Below are 15424 nucleotides of genomic sequence, written 5' to 3'. Positions count from 1 at the left end.
CTTGCTGCTTTCTAATAACAGCCTTTTCCATTGGTTAATTTGTGTTGGATGTACTTCAAATTCCGATGCTAATTCATTGGGCGTTTTATGACCTTTTAATGCCTCTATCGCAACTTTTGACTTAAATTCTGAACTGAACTTTTTGTGAGCCATTTTTAACCCCAATTACAATCGTTTCTTTTCTATACCACTGTCTCATTTTTGGGGCCACTTCTAACCTTCAAATACCCCTTTACTATGTGTTAGCAATTGCGTCCAAAACGCAATAATGAAGAAATAGGCAACTGATTAAGATTTGCCAATTCTATTAGGAATGCTTTTTTAAAAAAGTTAATATTTTCAAGGAGAATAGGTATAGAATAGAGATCTAACCGATATCTGCTGTTTAGAAAGGAGATTATAATGCAGCTTCTCTCAGAACATTTAAATGACATCCACAAACACACCTTATCGATATCTTGCTGGGGAGCAAAGCTATGGGCCATGTAATCTCCTTTGCAACAGGTTTAATTATTGTTTGGATTGTAGGCTATTTTCTTGTTGTAGGGAGCAGTATCTTAATTCCGATTGTCATTGCCGTATTTATTTGGTACCTCCTCAACACCATCCGTGGAATTATTCAACAGACACCTATTATCGGAAAATTTCTCCCTTATTGGCTTTCTCTAATTTTAGCGTTTGTGGTCACTGCTATTCTCATTACCATTTTTGCTAATATTATTTCTAATAATGTAAGTAATGTAATTAATGCTTCAGGCCGCTATCAAGAACATTTATTAACCATTATCGATAGCATTGATAAAAAATACCACATTGAAGTATTAGCTAATATAAATCAAATTATAAAAACCATTAATGTTCAAACCACCGTATTAAAAATTTCCGGGGTATTCACCACGCTGGCCAGTTCTACTGTACTTATCTCGCTATACGTTGTTTTTTTATTTGTCGAACAGCATTTTTTCCAAAGAAAATTGGATTCCATGATTACCTCTTTAGAAAATCAACAATTAATGAATAATATCTTGACTCATATTGTCAATGATACGCAAACCTATCTAGGGCTAAAAACACTTTTAAGTTTTCTTACTGCAATAGCCAGTTGGTCTATCATGAAATGGGTGAGAGTAGATTTTGCCGAATTTTGGGCACTGCTTATTTTCTTTTTAAATTTTATACCCAATATCGGTGCTATTATTGCCACTCTTTTTCCAGCAACGATAGCTGTAGTACAATTTTCGAGTTGGTTACCGTTCATCGAAGTCATTGTCGGTTTAGGGACAGTTCAATTTATTGTAGGAAATTTAATTGAACCCCGTTTCTTAAGTCATACGTTAAATTTAAGCCCACTAGTCATCCTGATTTCATTAGCACTTTGGGGTTCAATATGGGGAGTATTAGGAATGTTTCTTTCTGTACCCATCACCGCAATGATGATGATCATATTTGCTCATTTTGAAAGAACACGACCTATCGCCGTTCTTTTATCTCAGGATGGCGATATTTTTAAGGCTTATGAAACCATTCCGGTTGAGAGTCTTCCTGAAAAAAACTGGTTACAGTATTAGGGTCGCCACTACTTCAAGGATTGAGCAATGCACAAAAAACCTGCCCTACAACGAAAACTTAATGCCCGCATATTAGGCATGATTGCTCTTGGTGGTTCGATTGGAACAGGTATTTTTTTAGCCAGTGGTAATGCATTAGCCACTGCTGGACCGGGAGGAACCTTGCTTGCCTATTTTATTGTGGGCATTATGGTCTATTTTTTAATGACTAGCTTAGGCGAAATGGCTGCATTCATGCCCAATACGGGGGCATTCTATTCGTATGCGGCCCGCTTTTTTGATCCTTCTTTAGGTTATGCCCTAGGATGGAATTATTGGTATAGCTGCGCTGTTTATATTGCTTCTGAGATTTCAGCTTCTGCATTAATCATGCATTTTTGGTTTCCCAATAGTTCTCCTTCAATTTGGTGTGGCACTTTTTTATTTTTAATTATTGGTTTTAATGCAATATCAACCAAGGTACTGGGAGAAATAGAATATTGGATGTCATTTCTTAAAATTACTGTGGTTACTCTCTTCATTATTACTGGATTCATTCTCGTTACTGGTATCACTTCTTATCAAGCAGGAGGACTCCAAAATTGGTGGATTGGTAATACTCCCTTTCATGGCGGCTGGAGCGGGCTCTTTAATGCCTTTATTATCGCTGGTTTTTCTTTTCAGGGCACCGAAATAGTCGGGATTGCCGCAGGAGAAAGTAAAAGACCACGTATAAATGTTCCTAAAGCAATAAAAATGGTTTTTTGGCGAATCTTAATATTTTACATTTTATCAATTTTTGTTATTAGTCTGCTTTTACCCTATACATCCCCTCAATTAGTAGGGTCGGAAATAGTCACCAGCCCTTTTACCTTGGTTTTTAAACAATATAACGCTCGCTTTGCTGCACTCCTCATGAATACAGTGATCTTACTAGCTATCCTATCTACCGCAAACTCCTTCATGTATGTGGGCAGTAGAATGCTTTGGTATCTATCAATGCAAAACCATGTGCCACAAATTTTTTCCAAAGTGAGTCGACGAGGAATACCCATTTACGCTTTGGCATTAACCAGTACAGTTGCTATGCTGGCTTTTCTATCCTCTATTTTTGGTAATGGTACTGTTTATTTCTGGTTACTTAATGCCACCAGTCTTTCCGGATTTATTGCCTGGATGGGAATCGCTATCAGTCATTTTCGGTTTCGCAAAGCTTATTTGTTACAAGGAAAAGACTTGGCTTCGCTTCCTTATTTAGCAAAAGGATATCCCTTTGGTCCTTTGTGTGCATTTGGATTATGCCTCATCATCATCGGTGGACAAAATTACTCTGCACTTATGGCAGATCCTATAAACTGGTATGGCTTACTTATTTCCTATATTTGCATTCCACTTTTTTTATTAGTTTGGCTTGGTCATAAATTGATAAATAAAACTAAAATGGTCCCGCTTCTAAAATGTGACTTTAATATAGAATAATAGGAATTTAATTGCTTGCCGTTTTTGTGAAAAAATCGATCATTTTAGCTCGAACATATCCTAATCGTAACTCTTTAAAAACTCGCGCGATAAGAATACATCCATATCGCGCCTTTAAATGTTACACTATGAATAGTTTTTTCTATTAATAACCATTACCATGATACACTCTTTTTACTACAGGCTTGTATCGAACAGGATGATTCATGGTATTCACAACACGATAGCCTCCACGACCATTTTGGTATCCTACACGGGAGTAATTATACCCGTTAACACCATTGCGATAGCCGCCGCGGGTGTAGTTATATCCATTCATGTTATAGTACGCTCTATTGCCTGAATAATAGTTGGTATTATAAGCACGGTTGCCATACCATCCATTATTATTCCAGCCAGCTCTATAATAATTAGCATTGTAAACTGGTGTAGTTCTATAACCAGTTGAGTAAACGGAGTCTGTAGTGGTGCAACTTGCCAGACCAAGGGTAGTTGAAACAATAACTAAAGAAATCATTGTATTCTTCATTTATGAGCCTCCTAGCTGTTAAATGCCTCCTAAGTGTAATACATGATTTAATATTTATCAAATAGATATTATTTTTAACTACAAGAACTTATTTTGATCAATAAAGTTTGATGAGATTAAAAGTAGAACTTACTTTCCGCGACCTGTCTACAGATAAGCTGCGGAACACCGGTGAAATCTAAGATAAAACCTTAGCAAGCTTATCCATTACCTCGTTCACAGTAATTAATTTCATACTTTCCTCTCCGTGGACATGCTGTCCCCAAACATCGTTAATAGATGCACTGCCTAGTATTTTTTCTGCGGCTTCAGGATAACGATTTACTACGAGGTGTTGAAAAAGGTAAGGACCAGAAATCAATGGGTTGGTTACCGCATGTAAAGCAATCACGGGTGTGTTTACTGCTGTAGACATGTGAGAGGGACCCGTATCAGGACAAAGAACTACGGTTGCTTTGCTGATTAAGGCTAGTAACTGCTTAGGTCTTGTTTTTCCTACTAAATTAATCGCGGGAATCACTTGAGTAATGTGTTCTGCTAGTTTTTTATCAAATTCTCCAGGACCGCCAGTAATAACCACTTGTACCTGCCATTTTTCCTGAGCCTGGCGTAATACGTCATTATAACGGGCAACTGGCCAACTGCGTTCGGGTTTACTCGCTGCGGGATTTATCACTAGAATAGGATCTTGTTTTGGTAAGTGTTGATCGGCCCACTCGTAATCAGCAGCAGCAATCGGCAAATCCCAACGAATTACTTTCTCATAGATCCCCAAAGCTTGAGCAAACTTCAGAAAGCCATCCAGGGTATGTTCAAAACCTGGAGTAATGCGTTCGTTCACAAACCAACGGTGACCATCATTAGCACGATGATCGTCATAACCAATTTTACGTTTGGCCCTGATGAACGGATAAAGTAAATTAGTTCGTAAACTGGCCTGCGGAGCTAATAACACATCAAAAGCTTGGCTTCGCATTTGCTTTCTAAACAACCAATAATCAGCGAGGCGATTGGGTTTATCAATAACTATAAAATTAACACCATCCATGCCTTCTACTAGGTCAAAAGCAGGTCTGGAAATAATCCAGGTTAACTTGGCATGGGGTAAACTAGCCTGTAATGTTCTAATAAGAGGAACAACCATGAGAACATCACCTAGAGCAGATAATCTGACAATGCAAATAGAATTAATCATTCTGTAATGTAAATCGCGAGCCACAATAAGGACAAACTTCCACACCTGTTTTCTCTATAGGCAAATAAACTTTAGGATGTGCATTCCATAATATCATTTCGTCTGTTGGACAACTTAAAGGCAATTGATCGCGATGTACCAAGTAATTTTTTTTCGTACTGGCCGGTTCTAACCGTTCTTTTAACATAATGTTCCCCACATAAATAGATAATAGAAATGTCAACAGATCCTAGCGATTATCTAATATTTCCCCGATTTCCGCCATAATCTTGTCACTAAAACCTGTAGTTAATGGGTCGTAATACCGAGCTTTCTGCCAATGCCTAAGCCAGGTTAGTTGGCGTTTTGCTAACTGCCGGGTCGCTGCTACACTTTTGTCACGCATTGTCGTCTTATCATAATTTCCATGTAGATACTCAAGCACTTGCCGATAGCCTACACAACGCATTGAGGGTAAGTTACTATTTAAATGCCATTTTTGTTGCAACTTGGTTACTTCGTCAATAAAACCCTGAGCTAACATCTGCTCGAAACGCAAAGCAATACGCTCATGCAACGAAACACGTTGTTCTGGAAAAAGAATAAAATTAACAAAATGATAATGGGAACTTTCTTGTTGTTGCTGTAGAAAATCAGATAATGAAATTCCTGTCAGATAATAAACTTCCAAAGCCCGTTGAATTCTTTGCGTATCATGAGCATGAATACGTGCTGCAGCCTGAGGATCAATGTGCATCAATTTCTGATGCAATACATCCCATCCATGTAATGCTCCTTCCTCCTCTAATTGCTGACGTACTTCTGCATTCGCTTCAGGCAGCTTCGATAGGCCTTTTTGCAAGGCATTAAAATACATCATAGTGCCCCCAACTAATAAAGGAATTTTACCTTTACGAATAATTGTCTCGGATAAAGAAAACGCATCCGCACAAAATTGCGCTGCAGAATAAGCTTCTGTTGGGTTTTTAATATTAATGAGGTGATGAGGAGCAATGAGCAGTTCAGCGGGTGTGGGTTTAGCGGTGCCAATGTCCATTTCTCGATAAATCATCGCTGAATCAACACTAATAATTTCAAAGGGATAATGATGAATCAATTCGCAAGCTAATGCAGTTTTCCCTGAAGCAGTTGGTCCCATTAAACAAAAAATCAATTCAGACATACAATAAATTCCGACAATCCTCAACCGTTAAGGCTTTAAACAAGCCTGGTTGTTTATGATTTTGTCCATGCGATTGCTTTAAAAACTGATTTAATTTCATTTTTTCTTCCGCGTCCAACAGCTTGGGATCAAAAATTTGTGTTTGGCATATTAATTCGAGTAAATCATCCATTTGAAACGTCTCTATTTGCGCTAGAGCATTGAAAAATAAATGCAGATTCAAATAAGGGACGTCTCGTGGGATAGTGCGAATCAGCACCTCATACTCTCCTGATAATTCAAACTGAATTCCTAATTGATTTAAATTTTCGCTTAATTTCCCGACTTCATTTTTTAATTTCTCTGTTAGGGGGTAACGAATTGGAACCAACAAAGGACGATTTGGCAAAGGCAATGACTGTTGGCCTAATTGCTCCTGCAAAAGATATTTTTGTATTGCAAAAATATCTACTATATAAGGCTGTTGCTGGACTAAAACCAAAATATAATGGTTATTTAAAATAATCCAAGGCACCTCAACTTCTGATTCTGATTTACTCTGTACGCTTGGCGGCACCAGTTTCGGGTAAGGTTCATAAATCGCCTCTTGATAGTGCTCACGCAGATGAGAAGCCAGCTCATAAGTTTGTACTTCATTGTTCGTCTGCACTGACTGTAAAGCAGCAATCAATTGTGAGGTGAAAAAATCATGCACCAGACGGGGTTGTTGAAAACGGACCTCATGTTTGGTTGGATGCACATTTACATCTACTTCAGCAGGATTGATAGTAAAATATAAAACACAGACCGGAAAACGGCCTGGGTATAACCAATTTTCATAAGCTTGTTTCACTGCATGATTGAGTAACTTATCTTTTACCATACGTTGATTAATATAAACCCACTGTCGATCATTTTGACTGCGTTGGTAATTTATGCCACTAGTCCAACCATACAGCCGCATTCCGGCCCGCTCTACATCTAGATAAATGACCTCTTTCACAAAAGCATTACCTAATAAACGTCGCAAACGGATTAATTGGGCCTGTTCACTGGTTGCTGCAGGTAAAGACAAAATTTGTTTGCCATTATGTTTCAAGGTCAACGCAATTTGAGGCGCGCCCAAAGCAAAACGTTTTACTACCGTTTCAATTGCTTGAAACTCAAGTTTTTCACTTTTTAAAAATCGTTTTCTTACCGGCGCATTAAAAAATAAATCCACCACATCAATGCTCGTACCAACAGTGCGAGCACAAGGAGAAATCGTTGTTTCTATACCCTGAACACGCAACATCATCGCAGTATCTTGTATGGCTGGTTTTGAACTAATACTCACTTTAGCCACAGAAGCAATGCTGGCTAATGCTTCTCCTCTGAAACCCATGCTGTCTATAGCATATAAATCGTTCAACGTATTAATTTTGCTGGTTGCATGAGCAGCAATAGCTAAAGGTAAATCATCGGCAACAATTCCGATGCCATTATCACTGATTTTAATTTGATTCAGACCACCATAACTAATTTCTATGCTAATAGTATCTGCCCCTGCATCCAAAGAATTTTCCAACAATTCTTTCACCACCGAAGCAGGTCGCTCAATAACTTCTCCTGCGGCAATTTGATTAGCAATCTGTGGAGATAATTGATGAATTCTCATGCCCACACCGCTGGAATTACCAATTTTTGACCTACTTTAAGTCGGCTAATCCCATGCAAATGGTTTGCCTCTTGTAATGCGTTCACGGAAACATGATAGCGTGCTGCTAAAGCAGGTAAAGTCTCCCCAGCTCGTACTAAATGAAATTTATTGGCAACCAGTGCTTCAATGCGTGAACCATGGGGAGGATTTTCCCAAAAATAACCCTTAATTCCCTCAAATATTGCCTGACTTAACCGTGCCTGATAAGCAGCACTCCTCAAGTTACGCTCTTCTCTAGGGTTTGATATAAATCCAGTTTCTATCAGAATCGAAGGGATATCAGGCGATTTCAATACCATAAAACGTGCCTGTTCCACTTGTGAATTATGTAAGGTGGCAAAACGCCCGAGCTGGTTGAGTACGCGCGCCCCCATTTGCAAACCGGCATTGATGGTTGCTGTTTGTGATAAATCAATTAACACCGAACGAACAACACCATTCTGATCATCTAATTCGTCCAAATTCACTCCGCCTAATTCGGAATAGTTTTCTTTTTCTGCCAACCAACGAGCCGCTTCACTTGTTGCTCCTCGTTGTGATAAGGCAAATACTGAAGCACCATTAGAGTGAGGATTATGAAAAGCATCGGCATGAATAGCAACAAAAATATCGCCATTGTATTTTCGAGCGATTTCCATGCGCTCTCTAAGACCTATATAATAATCACCAGAACGTGTTAATACGGCGTGCATACCTGGTTGTCGATCAATTAATTGTTTCAATTTAAGCGTTATTGCCAGCACTATATCCTTTTCTTTACTGTGATGCGGACCGCGTGCTCCCGAATCCTTACCGCCATGCCCTGCATCTAAGACAATAACCACATTGCGCAATGATTTAGCCGGTCGATTACTTACTTTCACGGGAGGCTGCTGTGCTAAAATGGGATGTACTTTTATTGGCAATTTTGACTCGATCACTGCATTGGTTTTTACTGAAGCATTCACTTTAGGATTTAATGCACGCTTCTGAATGTATAAAAGATCGATCCGTATTCCAAAAGCTGTCTTAGAAGGCTGCCACGGCATTGATCGTATCTGCACTTTGTTACTCAGATCCAAAACCAATCGTAAATTTTTGGCATCAGCATGGCCAGTACGTATTCGCTGAATGAGTGCATTAGTTAAACCCGGACGTTTTAAATTTACTGCCAATTGGGTGCTGTTAAAATCAACAACAACACGATTGGGCTGAGAAAGAAGAAATAGTTTATGCGTAAATGGTCCATCAAGAGAAAAAAAAATGGAGGTTTGATTTTTTTGTTGTTTTATTTCTAGAGCCTTAAGTTGTGTGCTTAATGCGGATACTGAGCACAAACACATCGCCATAAACAAACACCATGAGCGTAGAATCATCATTCACCTGTAAGGCGAGCTAAAATTTTTTTGCCAGCGTCGCTTAATGCAATTATTTGCATTAAGCGTCCAGCCCCCTCAATACTTAACTTAAAACGAATATCTGCTTTGGGCAAGGCTTTTCCTGCATTTTCAGCCCATTCAATACAACAAATACTCTCATTGGTAAAATAATCTCTAAAGCCTAAATAATCTAATTCTTCCTCGTGATGAATTCGGTATAAATCAAAATGATGCACGGGTACCTGATGACATAAATAACTTTCTACTAATGAAAAAGTAGGACTTTTGATTGGTGATTTGACACCTAAATGCTGTAGCATAGCGCGAATAATGGTGGTTTTTCCTGCCCCCAGATCACCACTGAAGGTAATAACTAAGGGTGGATTAAGGCATAAGGCCAATTGCGTTGCAAAATGCTTACTGGACTTTTCATCAACTAAATTTACAGTGACGATATCATTCAATTCATTCATGGTTATTCAATACATAGGGTAAAACATCACACAAATCACTGGCTAATAATCCAGTGCCTCCCAAAGCTTGCGCTACTTTATCACCAGCAACCGCATGGACATATACACCACACCGAGCTGCTGCAGATAAAGACAAACCTTGGGCACAAAGACCGGCAATAATACCGCTTAAAACATCTCCCATGCCAGCACTGGCCATGCCAGGATTCCCTCGAGTACACACAAAAGTATTTTTTTCCGTGGTTTGAATGATGGAACCCGTTCCTTTCAGCACTACCACCCCACCATATCGTTTTTGTATTCTTGACGCAGACTGATATCGCTCTTTCTGAATCTGTTGTGTGGAGCAAGAAAGTAAAGCAGCTGCTTCCCCCGGGTGAGGTGTTAATATCCAATTATCATCCATTTGAGGATGTTCTGCCAAAAGTCTTAACGCTGAAGCATCAATAACCATAGGTAATTGAGAGGTAATTGCTGCTAAATATAAATTCACCGCCCAATCACTGTTACCAAGACCAGGACCAATAACACACACCGTAGCTTGAGTTAATAAGGGTTGTAAATCTTTTACAGAGCTAACACCCGCAATCATCGCTTCAGGCATTAAGGCTAGGATACCCTTGGCATGCTCAGGCCAAGTTGCAATAGTTACGGCACCTGAACCAGCACGCATTGCTGCTTTTGCAGTGAGAATAATGGCCCCTGGCATACCCGGACCGCCCCCTATAACTAAAACATGTCCATAATCCCCTTTATGTGAATTTTTCTTACGTGGAAGAAGTGGTAAATTCACATTGGTGGCATTTAAAAGACTGGCAACTGGTGCCTGTTTAGTAATGCAGTCTTCAAGTTGTAGTGAGCAAGAATGTATGTCACCACAGTAATCAGGCCCATCACCTGTATACATCCCTGCTTTAAGAGCAATAAATGTCAATGTTGTTTCTGCCTTAACACAAAAATTCTCAACTCGCCCAGTATCTGCATTAAGGCCTGAAGGAATATCTAAAGACATAACCGGCAGACCACTGGCATTAATTTGGTTGATGGCAGAAGCAATGATGCCACGAACAGGTCCTTTTAGACCAATTCCTAACAGAGCATCGATGATTAATTCAACCTCAACATCCAAAGGTTCATCTGCAGGCTGGCACTCCACTCCAGCCTCTGTGGCCCTTAAGGCAGCCCATTGTGCTGCGGCGGGTAAATCGGCTAATGCTTTGCACTGATAAATTGTTACTGAATATCCATGCTCATGAGCTATACGCGCCATCATATAACCGTCACCAGCATTATTCCCGGAGCCACAAAATACAGCGATCTGTTTCACTTGCGGGTATAATTGCCCAAGGTAAAAAAACGCCATCGATCCAGCTCGAGACATTAATTCATATTCATCTAATTGATATAAAGAGAGAGCTTGCTGCTCGCATGCTCTTATTTGCTCACAACGATAAAGAGCAGTTTCTGGTTCAGTCACCTATTTGCTCCAAGATCGAATCCATTCAGCAAGCACTCACCAAGGGTGCTAACTTAACCTGAGTTTTCGATAAAAAATCTATTTGATCCAGTCTCTACCTCGAGTCGCTCTTTAGCCTAAACGGATCGAAGTAATAACTATACCTTATCTAAAAATCTAAAACTCACGTTAACCTAAGAAATAAGTCCTTCCTGCGCTGTGCAGATGACAAAATCTTAAATTGACACCATTGAGCGTTCACTATGAACGAATACTACATTATTGTTAGAATGCTATTGATAATTCAACAGCTCCTAATTACTTAACTAATTTTAACGATGGCTTATTTTTACTTGCAACAATCTCGGCATCACCAGCCGAGGTAGCAGGAGGAGGTAAGGGAGCTTCTTCTAACTCAAAAGCAATACCTCTACCATTTTCCTTGGCGTAAATTTCTAGGACAGCGCCAGGAAGGACAAAAATTTGCTCTGTTTTTCCGGAAAAACGAGCTGTAAATACGATGCGATCGTTTTCCAATAAAAGTCCACGAGTTGCTGACGGGGAAATATTTAATACAATCCGTCCCTCAACCACATGTTCTTGGGGAACTTGTACACCCAGATAGTCAACATTAACTAAAATATAAGGAGTTAATTCATTATCTACAATCCAATCGTAGAACGCGCGAATTAAATAAGGTTTGTTTGATGTCATAGTCATAATTTATGCCACTCTTAATTGTCTCTCAGCATCAGTCAAGCTTAGTTGAAACGATTCTCGTTTGAACAAGCGTTGCATGTACGCAATTAATCCCTTTAATTCAGCTGCAATTTCAATATCTAATCGCGGCAAACGCCATAATAAAGGAGCTAATGCACAATCCAATAAAGAAAATTCATCACTCAAGAAATAAGATTTATCCGCAAATACAGGATCAAGGCTTGTTAAGCTTTCCAATAGATTTGTTCTTGCTTCTTCTATATTAATTTCTTTTAAAATCTGATTCATTAAATAATACCAATCATGTTCTATTCGGTGCATCATTTTACGTGTTTCAGCTCGGGCAACAGGATAAACCGGCAATAAGGGCGGATGAGGAAAACGTTCATCTAAATATTCCATAATAATACGTGGTTCATACAGTACAAGTTCTCTATCAATAAGAGTTGGAACAGTTCCATAAGGATTCAGAGCTAAAAGATCAGCACCAGGTTCACTTTGTTTTGTTGGAAGAATTTCTACATTCACTCCTTTTTCCGCCAAAACAATACGTACTTGATGGCTGTACACATCATCAATATCCGAAAATAAAGACATTATAGTACGCTTTGCAACAATTGCCATGAGCAACTCCTATCATTTCAAGAAAAACAGTAAGGGACCTTACAGTACAAAGTCTATACTTTACCATATTTTTAATCATTTGGGTTACTTTATTCTTTTAGAGCAAATATGAGTCAAAAAAGTGGATTCTCTAAATTTATGAGATTTTTTGCCAATAGGCTTTCTTTAGTTTAACAGCTACCAACAAAAATACCCCTAAAAAAACCATAATAAAAAAACCTAATCGGTAACGAATGGTTCGCTCAGGCTCACTAACATAAACAAGAAAAGTCACAAGATCTTGTAAAAGACACTGCATTTGTGCTGGTGACAACTCACCTTTTTTAATTAAAGATAAATGTTGAGAATAACCCCTACTATTTTGCTCTAAAATTTTTTCTCCAATTAAGGGCTCTAAAATATTGGGCATTGCAACACCGGGAATAAGAAGATTATTAGTCCCAAAAGGTCTAGACTTGTCGTTATAAAAACTGTTTAGGTATGTAAAAAGCCAATCTGGACCTTTTTCTCTGGCAACTAAAGACAAGTCTGGTGGCACTGTGCCAAACCATTGTTTTGCATCTTCTGGAGGTAATGCAATCTGAATAGGATCGCGGACAGATATCCCGGTAAAGATGAGGTTATTTTTCAATAATGCATCATTTGTTTGTCCATCCAATCCCATTAGACCCAAACCTTCGGCCATACGGTTATAACGTAAATACTTTAAGGAATGACAACCAGAGCAATAATTCATATAAAGCTTGGCTCCTCTTTGCAAGCTTTGCTGATTGTACAGGTCTATGGATAGTGATCGTGACAGTGTAGTCTGACTTCCAAATACAATAAACATACAAATAAAATACACCCATGGTTTAAACATAATTAGGCACTTATCCTTGCAGGAAGAGGACGTACAGTTTCTAAACGGGTGTATAACGGCATCAACAAAAAATAAGCAAAATAAAGCAATGTGCAAATTCGAGCACTAAGTAAACGCACAGGATTAACCGGAATAGTTCCTAAATAACCCAATAAGATAAATACAGTCACCCCCACAAATAACATCACACGAGAAGCCATCCCTTTATAACGCATCGAACGTACCGGACTACGATCTAACCACGGTAAAAAGAAGAATAATAGTAGTGCTGCACCCATACAGAATATACCTAATAATTTATCTGGAATGGCTCGCAAAATGGCATAAAACGGGGACATATACCACATAGGTGCAATGTGATCAGGAGTAACCATGGGATTGGCAGGTACAAAATTGCTACCCTCTAGAAAATAGCCCCCCATTTCAGGAGCAAAACATACTACAGCAAAGAATAAAATGAGAAAAACAATGATACCTACTAAATATTTGACACTATAATAAGGATGAAAAGGAATCCCATCTAAGGGATTTCCATCAGCATCCAGTGTGTTGTTAATATCAATACCTTCAGGATTATTTGAGCCTACTTTATGTAAAGCGACTATATGTAAGAATGTTAAAAAGAATATGAGAAACGGCACCGCAATAACATGCAATGCAAAAAATCGTTGCAGGGTCACATTAGTCACAGAATAATCACCTCTTAACCAAATCCCCAGGTTTTTACCCACAACAGGAATCCCTTCAACTAAAGATGTAATTACCTCTGCACCCCAATACGACATTTGCCCCCAGGGTAACAAATACCCTAGAAAAGCTGCTGCTAAAATTAAAACGTATAAAAGCACTCCCAAAAGCCAAACTAATTCTCTTGGTTTTTGATAGGAGCCATAAAGAAGACCGCGAAACAGATGAAGATAAATCACAATGAAGAACGCAGAGGCTCCCGTGGAATGCATATAACGTAATAACCAACCATAATTTACCTCACGCATGATGTACTCTACAGAAGAAAAAGCCTGCTCTGCGCTAGGAGTATAAAACATAGTGAGCCACAAGCCGGTAATAAACTGATTTACTAACACTACGAGTGCTAATGACCCAAAAAAATAAAAGAAGTTTAAGTTTTTGGGCACATAATAAGAGCTGCAATAGCGTTTCCAGGTGCTCATTAATGGAAAACGTGCATCCAGCCAATTAACTAATCGATTCATTCTTAAGGCTCATAACCAATCACAATAGTATGCTTATTAATAAAATAATACGGCGGTACTTCCATATTAATCGGGGCGGGGACATTTTTAAAAACTCGGCCAGAAAGATCAAAAATAGAACCATGACACGGACAGAAAAATCCTCCTGGCCAATCTGGCCCTAAATCACCAAGTGTCGGTTTATATTTAGGAGAGCAACCCAGATGAGTACAAATTCCAATCAACACTAAATATTCTGGATTTATCGAACGATGCTCATTTTTAGCATACGCAGGTTGTTGGGTGGTTAATGAGTGTGGATCTCGCAATCGCTCGGAGTTCTCAGACAATTTTTGTAACATGTTTCTGGTTCGTCTGATGATCCATACAGGTTTACCTCGCCATTCAACAACAACCTGCTCACCTGGTTCCATTTTACTTAAATCAACCTGCACAGGAGCACCCTCGGCTTGGGCTTTGGTACTAGGTAACCAGGAAGATACAAAAGGGGTTAATGCACATAAGGCACCTACCCCTCCCAAAACGCAGGTAGAGGTTAGCAAAAAGCGACGTCGATCTTTATCTATAAGTGCATTTTTATTTTGATCGGGATCGGTAATTTCACTCATTATAAGATCACCTTATCGCAAACCCTAATAGGACCACAATAAAAAACCCCGCATGGACGCGGGGTTTCTCATTATGCAATAAATAATTAACGCTTGGAGTACTGCGTAGCACGACGTGCTTTGTGCAGACCCACTTTCTTTCGTTCAACACGACGCGAATCACGTGTTAACAAGCCTCGTACTCGAAGCTTTCTTCGAAATGAATTTGGGTTTGGCTCAGCATCTTCTGCTAATCCTTTCTCATCATAAGCAACTAAAGCCCTGGCAATTCCTAAACGAACAGCACCAGCTTGACCAGAAACTCCACCACCAGCAACGGTAACATAAATATCAAATTTATTAACCAACTCAACAGTTTCCAGAGGTTGCATTACAACCATGCAGGCAGTTTCTCGACAAAAATATTCCTTCAAAGTGCGTCCATTAACCTTGATCTCACCTTTACCAGGACGCAAAAACACACGAGCTGTTGAACTTTTTCTACGGCCAGTACCATAGTATTGCTTCATTTCAGCCATA

17 protein-coding genes are annotated in these 15424 nt (G+C 39.1%); 2 read left to right on the top strand and 15 right to left on the bottom strand.

The genetic code is table 11. The features are described from left to right. The coding region (locus WA877_RS01800; RefSeq protein WP_425169232.1) for a transposase at positions 1 to 153 on the bottom strand (153 nt) is incomplete at its 3' end. A 323-nt stretch (positions 154 to 476) separates the two neighbouring features. On the opposite strand from WA877_RS01800, the gene WA877_RS01795 reads away from it, so the two are divergent. Next, positions 477 to 1568 carry an AI-2E family transporter gene (locus WA877_RS01795; protein WP_425169227.1) on the top strand — a complete coding sequence of 364 codons (1092 nt, stop codon included), beginning with the start codon at positions 477 to 479 and terminating at the stop codon, positions 1566 to 1568. A gap of 27 nt (positions 1569 to 1595) precedes the next feature. Further along, positions 1596 to 3026 (top strand): amino acid permease, encoded by a 1431-nt coding sequence (locus tag WA877_RS01790; RefSeq protein ID WP_425169226.1) that lies wholly within the window; start codon positions 1596 to 1598, stop codon positions 3024 to 3026. A 145-nt stretch (positions 3027 to 3171) separates the two neighbouring features. On the opposite strand, the gene WA877_RS01785 is transcribed toward WA877_RS01790, so the two are convergent. The 14 genes from WA877_RS01785 to rpsI all read right to left on the bottom strand — a co-directional run bounded on the left by WA877_RS01785 (position 3172) and on the right by rpsI (position 15423). Further along, positions 3172 to 3555 (bottom strand): hypothetical protein, encoded by a 384-nt coding sequence (locus tag WA877_RS01785; RefSeq protein ID WP_425169225.1) that lies wholly within the window; start codon positions 3553 to 3555, stop codon positions 3172 to 3174. Between the two features lie 178 nt (positions 3556 to 3733). Continuing rightward, complete coding sequence (locus WA877_RS01780) at positions 3734 to 4750, bottom strand: glycosyltransferase family 9 protein (RefSeq protein WP_425169231.1); 1017 nt, start codon at positions 4748 to 4750, stop codon at positions 3734 to 3736. Then, a complete protein-coding gene (locus WA877_RS01775) occupies positions 4743 to 4937 on the bottom strand; it encodes a zinc-finger domain-containing protein (protein WP_425169224.1) in 195 nt (64 codons plus the stop codon). The genes WA877_RS01780 and WA877_RS01775 overlap by 8 nt, the downstream gene beginning before the upstream one ends. A gap of 42 nt (positions 4938 to 4979) precedes the next feature. Continuing rightward, positions 4980 to 5912: a tRNA (adenosine(37)-N6)-dimethylallyltransferase MiaA gene (miaA, locus tag WA877_RS01770; protein WP_425169223.1), complete on the bottom strand. Its 933-nt coding sequence runs from the start codon at positions 5910 to 5912 to the stop codon at positions 4980 to 4982. After that, positions 5905 to 7548, bottom strand: coding sequence for a DNA mismatch repair endonuclease MutL (gene mutL / locus WA877_RS01765; RefSeq protein WP_425169222.1), 1644 nt, complete (start codon positions 7546 to 7548; stop codon positions 5905 to 5907). Before mutL ends, miaA begins: the two co-directional genes overlap by 8 nt. Continuing rightward, positions 7545 to 8945 carry an N-acetylmuramoyl-L-alanine amidase gene (locus tag WA877_RS01760; RefSeq protein WP_425169221.1) on the bottom strand — a complete coding sequence of 467 codons (1401 nt, stop codon included), beginning with the start codon at positions 8943 to 8945 and terminating at the stop codon, positions 7545 to 7547. Before WA877_RS01760 ends, mutL begins: the two co-directional genes overlap by 4 nt. Next, positions 8945 to 9421 (bottom strand): tRNA (adenosine(37)-N6)-threonylcarbamoyltransferase complex ATPase subunit type 1 TsaE, encoded by a 477-nt coding sequence (gene tsaE, locus WA877_RS01755; protein ID WP_425169220.1) that lies wholly within the window; start codon positions 9419 to 9421, stop codon positions 8945 to 8947. Before tsaE ends, WA877_RS01760 begins: the two co-directional genes overlap by 1 nt. Next, the gene (locus tag WA877_RS01750) at positions 9414 to 10898 is read right to left on the bottom strand and encodes an NAD(P)H-hydrate dehydratase (protein ID WP_425169219.1); all 1485 of its coding nucleotides are present in this window, start codon (positions 10896 to 10898) and stop codon (positions 9414 to 9416) included. Before WA877_RS01750 ends, tsaE begins: the two co-directional genes overlap by 8 nt. Before the next feature lie 297 nt (positions 10899 to 11195). Further along, the gene (locus tag WA877_RS01745) at positions 11196 to 11597 is read right to left on the bottom strand and encodes a ClpXP protease specificity-enhancing factor (RefSeq protein ID WP_425169218.1); all 402 of its coding nucleotides are present in this window, start codon (positions 11595 to 11597) and stop codon (positions 11196 to 11198) included. 3 nt (positions 11598 to 11600) lie between these two features. Beyond that, positions 11601 to 12221, bottom strand: coding sequence for a glutathione S-transferase N-terminal domain-containing protein (locus WA877_RS01740; RefSeq protein ID WP_425169217.1), 621 nt, complete (start codon positions 12219 to 12221; stop codon positions 11601 to 11603). A 136-nt stretch (positions 12222 to 12357) separates the two neighbouring features. Next, positions 12358 to 13083 (bottom strand): cytochrome c1, encoded by a 726-nt coding sequence (locus tag WA877_RS01735; protein ID WP_425169216.1) that lies wholly within the window; start codon positions 13081 to 13083, stop codon positions 12358 to 12360. 2 nt (positions 13084 to 13085) lie between these two features. Then, the gene (locus WA877_RS01730) at positions 13086 to 14297 is read right to left on the bottom strand and encodes a cytochrome b (RefSeq protein ID WP_425169215.1); all 1212 of its coding nucleotides are present in this window, start codon (positions 14295 to 14297) and stop codon (positions 13086 to 13088) included. Between the two features lie 2 nt (positions 14298 to 14299). Continuing rightward, positions 14300 to 14905, bottom strand: coding sequence for a ubiquinol-cytochrome c reductase iron-sulfur subunit (gene petA, locus WA877_RS01725; RefSeq protein WP_425169214.1), 606 nt, complete (start codon positions 14903 to 14905; stop codon positions 14300 to 14302). 86 nt (positions 14906 to 14991) lie between these two features. After that, positions 14992 to 15423: a 30S ribosomal protein S9 gene (rpsI, locus tag WA877_RS01720; protein ID WP_425169213.1), complete on the bottom strand. Its 432-nt coding sequence runs from the start codon at positions 15421 to 15423 to the stop codon at positions 14992 to 14994. Between the last annotated feature and the right edge of the window lies 1 nt (position 15424).

This window comes from Legionella sp. (genome assembly GCF_049790535.1).
In the GTDB taxonomy this organism is placed as follows: domain Bacteria; phylum Pseudomonadota; class Gammaproteobacteria; order Legionellales; family Legionellaceae; genus Legionella.
Note: the sequence above shows the minus strand (reverse complement) of the source record. Positions and strands in the feature narration are given on the sequence as shown.